This window comes from Marivita sp. (genome assembly GCF_017643905.1).
GTDB lineage: Bacteria > Pseudomonadota > Alphaproteobacteria > Rhodobacterales > Rhodobacteraceae > Marivita.
Genome location: NZ_JAEPMO010000179.1, coordinates 1 through 7,516, shown reverse-complemented (window position 1 = coordinate 7,516; position 7,516 = coordinate 1). Strand labels below are relative to the sequence as shown.

General features: G+C 61.8%; 12 protein-coding genes and 1 pseudogene. All 13 read left to right on the top strand.

Annotated elements, in window-relative coordinates; all coding sequences use genetic code 11:
* Window positions 1-252, top strand: a pseudogene (locus JJ869_RS20500) (TIGR02594 family protein); the annotation flags it as partial.
* Window positions 249-467: a hypothetical protein gene (locus JJ869_RS20495; protein WP_292270169.1), complete on the top strand. Its 219-nt coding sequence runs from the start codon at window positions 249-251 to the stop codon at window positions 465-467. The pseudogene JJ869_RS20500 and the gene JJ869_RS20495, both read left to right, overlap by 4 nt.
* Window positions 464-721: a hypothetical protein gene (locus JJ869_RS20490; protein WP_292270167.1), complete on the top strand. Its 258-nt coding sequence runs from the start codon at window positions 464-466 to the stop codon at window positions 719-721. The genes JJ869_RS20495 and JJ869_RS20490 overlap by 4 nt, the downstream gene beginning before the upstream one ends.
* Entirely contained in the window at window positions 657-860 is a 204-nt protein-coding gene (locus tag JJ869_RS20485; protein ID WP_292270165.1) for a hypothetical protein, read from the top strand. The genes JJ869_RS20490 and JJ869_RS20485 overlap by 65 nt, the downstream gene beginning before the upstream one ends.
* Entirely contained in the window at window positions 857-1,210 is a 354-nt protein-coding gene (locus JJ869_RS20480; RefSeq protein ID WP_292270163.1) for a hypothetical protein, read from the top strand. Before JJ869_RS20485 ends, JJ869_RS20480 begins: the two co-directional genes overlap by 4 nt.
* Window positions 1,207-1,413 (top strand): hypothetical protein, encoded by a 207-nt coding sequence (locus tag JJ869_RS20475; RefSeq protein WP_089888665.1) that lies wholly within the window; start codon window positions 1,207-1,209, stop codon window positions 1,411-1,413. The genes JJ869_RS20480 and JJ869_RS20475 overlap by 4 nt, the downstream gene beginning before the upstream one ends.
* The gene (locus JJ869_RS20470) at window positions 1,413-2,657 is read left to right on the top strand and encodes a head decoration protein (protein ID WP_292270160.1); all 1,245 of its coding nucleotides are present in this window, start codon (window positions 1,413-1,415) and stop codon (window positions 2,655-2,657) included. The genes JJ869_RS20475 and JJ869_RS20470 overlap by 1 nt, the downstream gene beginning before the upstream one ends.
* A 2-nt stretch (window positions 2,658-2,659) precedes the next feature.
* Window positions 2,660-3,511 carry a tail fiber domain-containing protein gene (locus tag JJ869_RS20465; protein WP_292270158.1) on the top strand — a complete coding sequence of 284 codons (852 nt, stop codon included), beginning with the start codon at window positions 2,660-2,662 and terminating at the stop codon, window positions 3,509-3,511.
* Window positions 3,508-4,419, top strand: a complete 912-nt coding sequence (locus JJ869_RS20460; protein WP_292270156.1) for a hypothetical protein — start codon at window positions 3,508-3,510, stop codon at window positions 4,417-4,419. Before JJ869_RS20465 ends, JJ869_RS20460 begins: the two co-directional genes overlap by 4 nt.
* Complete coding sequence (locus tag JJ869_RS20455; protein ID WP_292270153.1) at window positions 4,419-5,159, top strand: hypothetical protein; 741 nt, start codon at window positions 4,419-4,421, stop codon at window positions 5,157-5,159. Before JJ869_RS20460 ends, JJ869_RS20455 begins: the two co-directional genes overlap by 1 nt.
* Window positions 5,149-5,448 (top strand): hypothetical protein, encoded by a 300-nt coding sequence (locus tag JJ869_RS20450; RefSeq protein ID WP_116904250.1) that lies wholly within the window; start codon window positions 5,149-5,151, stop codon window positions 5,446-5,448. The genes JJ869_RS20455 and JJ869_RS20450 overlap by 11 nt, the downstream gene beginning before the upstream one ends.
* Window positions 5,436-6,083 (top strand): hypothetical protein, encoded by a 648-nt coding sequence (locus JJ869_RS20445; RefSeq protein WP_292270151.1) that lies wholly within the window; start codon window positions 5,436-5,438, stop codon window positions 6,081-6,083. Before JJ869_RS20450 ends, JJ869_RS20445 begins: the two co-directional genes overlap by 13 nt.
* Window positions 6,083-7,303: a radical SAM protein gene (locus tag JJ869_RS20440; RefSeq protein WP_292270150.1), complete on the top strand. Its 1,221-nt coding sequence runs from the start codon at window positions 6,083-6,085 to the stop codon at window positions 7,301-7,303. Before JJ869_RS20445 ends, JJ869_RS20440 begins: the two co-directional genes overlap by 1 nt.
* The last annotated feature ends 213 nt before the right edge of the window (window positions 7,304-7,516 follow it).

Here is a 7,516-nt window from a genome sequence, read left to right as displayed (position 1 = left end):
TCCAATGCGCAGATCGGTCTCGGTGTCATTGGCGCGGCGGGATCGATCGGCAGCCAGGTCGCACCTGCACTCATGGAGGCCGAACAGGCCCGCGATATGGCCGGGCGCGTGTTCACCTTGGTCGGGCTAGAAAGCTGGCTCTCCAATGCCCTGCCATGGATCGGCGCGGCCGTGTTCGTCGGCGTCATCATCTACGCGCTGCGCGCCAAGGAGGCCCGGATTGACGACTATCGCTCGGGGAAAACGCCATGACCTCGGTCTTGATCGTAGTCTCCTGCATCGCAGGTGACAGCCTGCCTGACTGCGGTAGTGGGATCAGCTCAGTTCGCTTTCCCGACTTTATCGCCTGCGAAGATGCCGCTGTCCGTACGCATGAACACTTGCGGGCCAGCGCCGATGCGCGCGGGCAAACCGTACTGCTGCTCGATACGCGCTGCTTCGCCCTCTCACCGGGGGCACCCGCATGAGTACCGTCCTGACCATGCTGTTCGCGGGCTTTGGTCGGCGCTTCGCCTATTGGGGAGCGCTCATCGCCGCGATGTGCATCGCCGTCTGGATACTGCTCCGGCAGGGCAAGCACGCCGCAGAGGCCGACCTCGCCATCCGCCGCGCCGATGCCCGTGTTCGCGCACTGCAAACGTCCAAGGAAATCCGTCATGACCTTCAAAACACTGATCGTGCCGATCTTGAGCGTCGGGCTGATCGCTGGATGCGCGATTGACCCGCGGGGTTTGCGGGACGATTGCGATTGGGCCGAGCCTATTCGCCCTTCGCGTCAGGACGTTCTGAGCGATGACACTCTGGCGCAGATCGTCGCCCATAACGAGTTAGGCGCGCGGCTCTGCGGGTGGCAGCCATGACAATCGCTACTTTGAGCGAGGGCCCGGCCATTCTCATCGGCTACGCTTGGCGGCTGCAGATTGAAGCCGCGGCACCGGTTTTTGCAGACGGTGCAAGCTATGCCGGCCATCTGCGCCTCAAACCCAGTGACCCGACGCTGCTTGCAGAGCTGTCTAGCGCTGATGGCGGGATACAGCACATCACAGGAACTGTGTTGGAACTGTCTTTGACGCCTTCCCAAACCGCAGGGCTCTCGCCTGGGCGCGTGGTGCTGGATTTGGTGCGCACCGATCTCGAGCCAGACCTACACTTGGGCTTCCTTCTCGAAATCCCCGTGATGTTGCCGGTGACGCGAGGGCTGAGCCCATGAGTGAAGCGATCCGGCAAACAGGCCCGATCACCATCACCGCGCCGATCAAGGTGCGTGTTGTAAACGGGCCATTCCGTATTCGGCTTGGCGGCCAGCCAGGCCCGCAGGGGGCGACAGGCCCGCAAGGCGACAAGGGCGATCAAGGTGATCCAGGCATCACGATTCTGCCCACCGACGCCCCCATCAATGGAGGATTTTTCTGATGGCCAATACGATCCAGCTGAAACGCCGCGTCTCCGGGGTGGCGGGGGCGCCCGCTGCACTGAAATCGGGCGAACTGGCCCATAACGAAGTCGACAACACGGTGTATGTCGGCAAGGGCGACGACGGCAGCGGCAATGCGACCTCCATCGTACCCATAGCAGGGAGTGGCGGCTTTCTGGCGCTCACTGGCACGCAGACAGTTGGTGGGGCCAAGACCTTCTCCCTGGTCCCGAAATCCGCCCAGGACGCCAGTGCCGGCACCGATCTTGTGCGAAAATCCCAACTGGATGCAGGCCTTTCCACGAAGGCAGCGCTCAGCCATAGCCACGCCATTGCTGATGTTACCGGTCTGCAGGGCGCGCTCGATGCCAAGCTCGGCGCGATGGCGAATGCGGCCTCGGCAAGCAAACTTGCCACCGCCCGCACCATTGCACTCGCGGGCGATCTCTCTGGCTCAGTCAGCTTCGACGGCTCGGCCAATGTCACGATCACAGCCGCTGTGGCTGATGACAGCCATGCCCATGTCATCACCAATGTGGACGGGCTACAGGCCGCACTTGACGCTAAGGCACCGCTTGCCTCGCCCGCGCTGACAGGCACGCCGACCGCGCCCACGGCGGCTTCGGGCACAAACACCACGCAAGTGGCAACGACCGCCTTCGTGCAGCAGGCCATCGTCGACTTTGGCCCCGGTGATATGTTGGCCGCAACCTATGACACCGATGGCGACGGCAAGGTCGATACGGCAGAGGTGGCCGATGCCGCGCCATGGGCCGGGATCACCGGCAAGCCCACCAGCTTTCCGCCCTCGACCCACAGCCACGCGATCTCTCAAGTTACCGGCCTGCAGACCGCGCTCGATGCCAAAGCTGCATTGGCATCGCCGGCTCTGACCGGCACGCCGACTGCACCGACGGCAGTTACGGGCACCAACACGACGCAAGTCGCGACGACCGCCTTTGTGGCCGCCGCGATCGGCGCGTTGATCGATGCGGCCCCAGGCGCGATGGACACGCTGAACGAATTGGCGGCGGCTCTCGGGGACGATCCGAACTTTGCAACGACCGTCACCAACGCGCTTGCAGGCAAGCTCTCTGCCGCATCGAACCTGTCTGACCTCCCGAACAAGGCAACGTCGCGCTCGAACCTCGGGCTGGGCTCCATCGCCACGCAAGCCGCAAGCAATGTCGCGATCACGGGTGGGTCGATCAACGGGATCATCCTTGATGGCGGGACCTTTTGACCATGGCAAACACCGTTTTGGTCAAACGCACCACCGTGGCTGGCCGGGTGCCCAGCACGGCACAACTCGCTGCCGGAGAAATCGCCGTCAATGTTACTGACGGAAAGCTCTTTCTCAAACGCATCTCGGGATCGGAAACGGTCGTCGAACTGGGGCAGACAGGACCGCAAGGCCCAACAGGTGCCACGGGCCCAACACCGGCCCACCAATGGTCCGGTACGAGCCTGCGTTTTTTCAATGGGTCCACTTGGGGCGCCTATGTGAACCTGAAAGGCTCAACCGGTGCGACGGGAGCAACCGGTGCGACAGGCCCCAAGGGTGATACTGGCGCCACCGGCCCGACAGGACCACAGGGACCTGAAGGTCCCACGGGCCCAACCGGTGCAACCGGTCCACAGGGTCCCGCAGGAGCAGACGGCTCCCCGGACACCGCCGCACAGGTGCGTGCCAAACTGGTGACGGTGGATGGCTCTGGGTCGGGAATTGACGCCGATCTGCTCGATGGCAGCCATGCCAGTGCCTTCGCACTCCTGAGCGGGGCGACCTTCTCTGGCACGGTGACCGCACCGAACTTCGTCTCCTCGTCGGACGCACGGCTCAAGTCCGACATCGCGCCTATCGCAGATGCGCTGGCCAAGGTGCAGGCGCTGAACGGCGTCACCTTCACCATGGCGGGCAGCGACGCGCGGCAGATGGGCCTCATCGCACAAGAGGTACAGGCCGTCGCGCCAGAGGCCGTCGTAGAGGCCGAAGGCGTGCTGCGTCTGGCCTACGGCAATCTCGTGGGCCTCCTCGTCGAGGCCATCAAGGACCTGGCCATTCAGGTCGATCAGCTGAAAAGGACCGCGCCGTGATCGAGACCGGGCTGTATGTCATCTACAATACGAGCTCGCGGCTGCATTATGCCGTCGATGTCCAGGAGAGCTATGCGGGGATCGCGGTCTTTGCCCCCTGCGATGCAGGCGAAGGGGTCCGAGACAGCGTCGGGGTCGTGACCTGGGCCAATCTCAAGGCGGAACTTGCGACACCCTATGACTATGCCGATGGCGCAGGTTTCGTCGATCTGCACGGCAACGGGATCTTCGTTCCGGACCTGCCGGGCTGCCCACATGGTGGGATTTACAAGGGACGCTCCTACGTCTTTCCAAACGGTATGCGGGGTCACGACGAGATCACCGATCACGCCTTGATCGACATCATGACCGACAATGCGGGGTTCCCGCAGCCCTGGCGCAACCGCTTTGCCCAATCGGCGCGCGAGAAGGTCGACCTGTCGTTTCGCCACCGTGCACGCACGCAGGCATCGAATGCGCTGGTGATCTTCATGCCGATCAAGGGGCCGCTATCCTCGGCCCGGATCGAGATCCTTTGCGATCAGGACCCGATCCTGCTGAACGGCACCACCGTTGCTGGCCGGATCGATGACGCGACGATCCCCAATGACGGTCAATGGTTCAAGCAATTCTACTTCCACGCTGTGGCAAGTGACCCGGCGGTGCTCTCGGTTCCCGCGGGCGGGCGGGCCGAGGTGCCGATCGCACTCCGCTGGAATGGCGGTGGCGCGCCCTGCGCACACGCGCTGGCACTGAAACTCGACAGTGACGCCGGCTATCTGCCGAAGCGGCGGCTGATGACGGATGCAAACGGGGCGGGCAACTTTGTCGTCGAAGCGCTGGGGCTCAGCCCCGGCGACCAGATCGCGGTCAAGATCAACACCGAGCATTACACCGCGATCGGCAAGATCATCCTGGAGGTGGTCTGATGGAGATCGCGACCACAACCGAATTCCAGCTGATTTACCCCGCATTCGTCATGCACAAGCACTGGGACATGCCCGATGGCTTCAATGACCGGCTTTACGCGTTGGCGGCCGAGGACGCGGTGGCGAACCGCATTCAAGACGCGGGCGACGAACGCAATGTGGGCGACCAAACCAACCACCTTGGACATCTGCGCCACAACTTCCTGATGGACCGGCAGGATCCAGCGATTGCCGTATTGGCGCAGATGGTGGCGGCAGCCGTGCGGGAATATCTCCAGCTCGCCTATGGCTACGACCACACGGGCGAGATCGCCATGATGTCAGACACCTTCTGGCAGCGCCGGGCCGCGCGGGAAAACGTCGGGATCAACGCGCACACTCATATCCAGACCGACGTCGTCTGTACCTATTACCCGCGAGTGCTGTTGGATGCCGATTGCCCCGAGACCTCGCTCCATCGCGGCGCGGTGCGCTTCTACGATCCGGCGAATGTCGGTAAGCGGCTCTGGCCCTGCAACAACCCAGACGCCTATGTCGGCGGCTGGTATGCGGTCGAGCCGCGCACGGGCTCCATGCTCGTCTTCGAAGGGCATGTCCCCCATGACAGCACCTATTTCGAAGGCGAGGAGCGCATGTGCATCCCCGTCCTCTGTTCGCTCAAACTTCCGAATTCCCACTGCAAGGCCGGGCTCTCCGAGATCCTGGCCCATCAGGCGCAAGGAGAAGCTCATGGCCTATAAGGTCGGAACCACCATCGTGATCGACGACAGCGGAAACGTGGACTGGTCGCGTATTGCCAACAAACCTGCGATCGGCGCAGGCGACATCACATCGGTGGGCGTGGCGAATGGCTCACCAGGAGCGCCTACAGACGGAAACTGGCCTAGGATCATCAATCAATCCGGCAGCAACTGCAACTGTACGGCGAACTGTGTCGTAACCAGTCTTTCGGGTGGTGGGACGTCGGGCGCCGTTACGATTACGGCAAACCGGTCCTACTTTAACTGCAACTGCAATTGCCGGTGCTGATGATGGATGTTCGCAGCGTAAGCATCGAGCTCTGGCCAACGCGGGTCACATTCTTCGAAACGCCAGTCGACTGGGTAGTGAATAGGCATCTCGCCGACGAGGCCATCGCCGCAATTGAGGCCACCGGCAACGGGTCGATGCCCATCGCCGCAAAGCGCCGTGTGCGCGGCATTCTGGAGACAAGCGCCGCAGGGCAGGCTTTGAAAGCCCATCTGTTTGCCTGCGCACGTGCCGTACTCGGCCCTTGGGCTCAATATCTCGACCCCGATCATTGCGAAAACCGCGCGCTGGTGATCACCAAGGGCGGGTTCATCTCGACCCATAAGGACAGCCGCGAGGGGGATCTCACCTGCGTGCACTTCCTGACCGGTGGCGGGGTGGGCCAGCCGGTGAACAGCGTGGGCACCCCGCGCTTCGTGATCGAGGATCCGTCGCGATATTTCGATGAGGGGCGGCTGCCTTATGAGAGCCGCCATGGCTTCTCGGTCAATCCGCGGCCGGGGCTCTCGGTCTTCTTCCCCTCCCATATCCCCCACAACCAGCACCCCTATGAGGGGAGCACGCCCCATGTGCAGGTCGTTGCGAACTTCCGCGTCAACCTGCCTGTGGCGATCGAGGAAAGGCTTTTTGACTGATGTGGTTTGATCTGACACTGGAAGCGCGTGACGGCAGCCGCCACCACGTACGCTACAACCCGCACACATCGGAATGCGAGGGGCTGCCGCTGCCGATCGAGCCGGGGATTTTTGCACCGGTCGCCCGCGTGGCCAAAGATAAGCCCCTCGGAAAATCTCGCGCACCGCGCGTGCTGAAAATCCAACTCGGGCTCTCATGCAACTATGCCTGCAGCTATTGCAGCCAAGCCTTCCAGATCGCTGACGCGACAGTCTCGAAGCTGGCCGATGTCGAGCACTTCCTGACCCAGCTCGACGGCTGGATTACCGACGCCCCGGAAAAGATCGAGCTCTGGGGCGGGGAGCCTTTCCTCTACTGGGCCAAAATCAACCGGCTAATCCCGGCGCTGGCAGAGCGCTTTCCGGCGGCGCGGTTCTCGATCGTCACGAACGGCTCGCTCCTCTCCCGCGAAAAGCTGGATTTCATCGCCCAACACGACGTTGAAATCACGATCTCACACGACGGGCCCGGTCAGCATCTGCGCGGGCCCGATCCGTTCGATGATCCCGATAAGAGCCACTGGATCCAAACCCTGTTGGCCGAGCGCCCGGAAAAGACCGGGTTCAATGCGGTGCTGACGCGCCAGCATCATGACCTTCGCGAGCTCAAGGCATGGTTCGCCGAAAAAGTTGGGCCGGACATCTTCGTCGGGCTCGAGGGCGTCGTGAATGTCTATGACGCAGCGACCGCCATCGGGACGGGTCGGTTCGAACCCGCGGAGCTGAACAGCCTGACAAGGTCGATCTTCGAGGCTCTGATCGACGATCCAAACGCTTTTGGTCTCGGGGAGCGCATCAACGAATTCTATGCCTCCATTCAACGTCGGCGGCCCATTGAGGCCCTGGGCCAGAAATGCGGAATGGACAGTCCCGACGCCATTGCTGTCGACCTGCGCGGGAACGTCATGACCTGCCAGAACACCGGTGCGAAGGGGGCGCACAAGATCGGTCATGTGGCCGACTTCGACGCCATCGCGCTTGATACCGCGACGCATTTTGCCTTCCGAGAGGAATGCATGTCATGCCCGGTCGTTCAGCTGTGCAAGGGGTCGTGCATGTTCCTTGAAGGGGAATTCTTCAAGCAGAGCTGCGCCAACGAGTTTGCATTCAATATGGGGATCCTGATGGCGGCAGTCTGGCATTTGACGGGGATGGTGGTGAGGGAAACCCGTGAAGTATGATTTCAGAACGATCCTTCTTTATTTTCTTGCGCAAAATTCGTAAAATCATCTACGCAAAGTAAAATACATGAGGTGTTGATTTGCACTGAGAAGTGACCCGGGTTTTTCATCGAGAATTGACCCACCTTTGATTATTGATTTTGTGTCAGTCGTGGGTCAAGGGCATGTTTCACTCCTTTGTTTTTCGTGCTGCTGCGGCTGAACTTGCCTTGA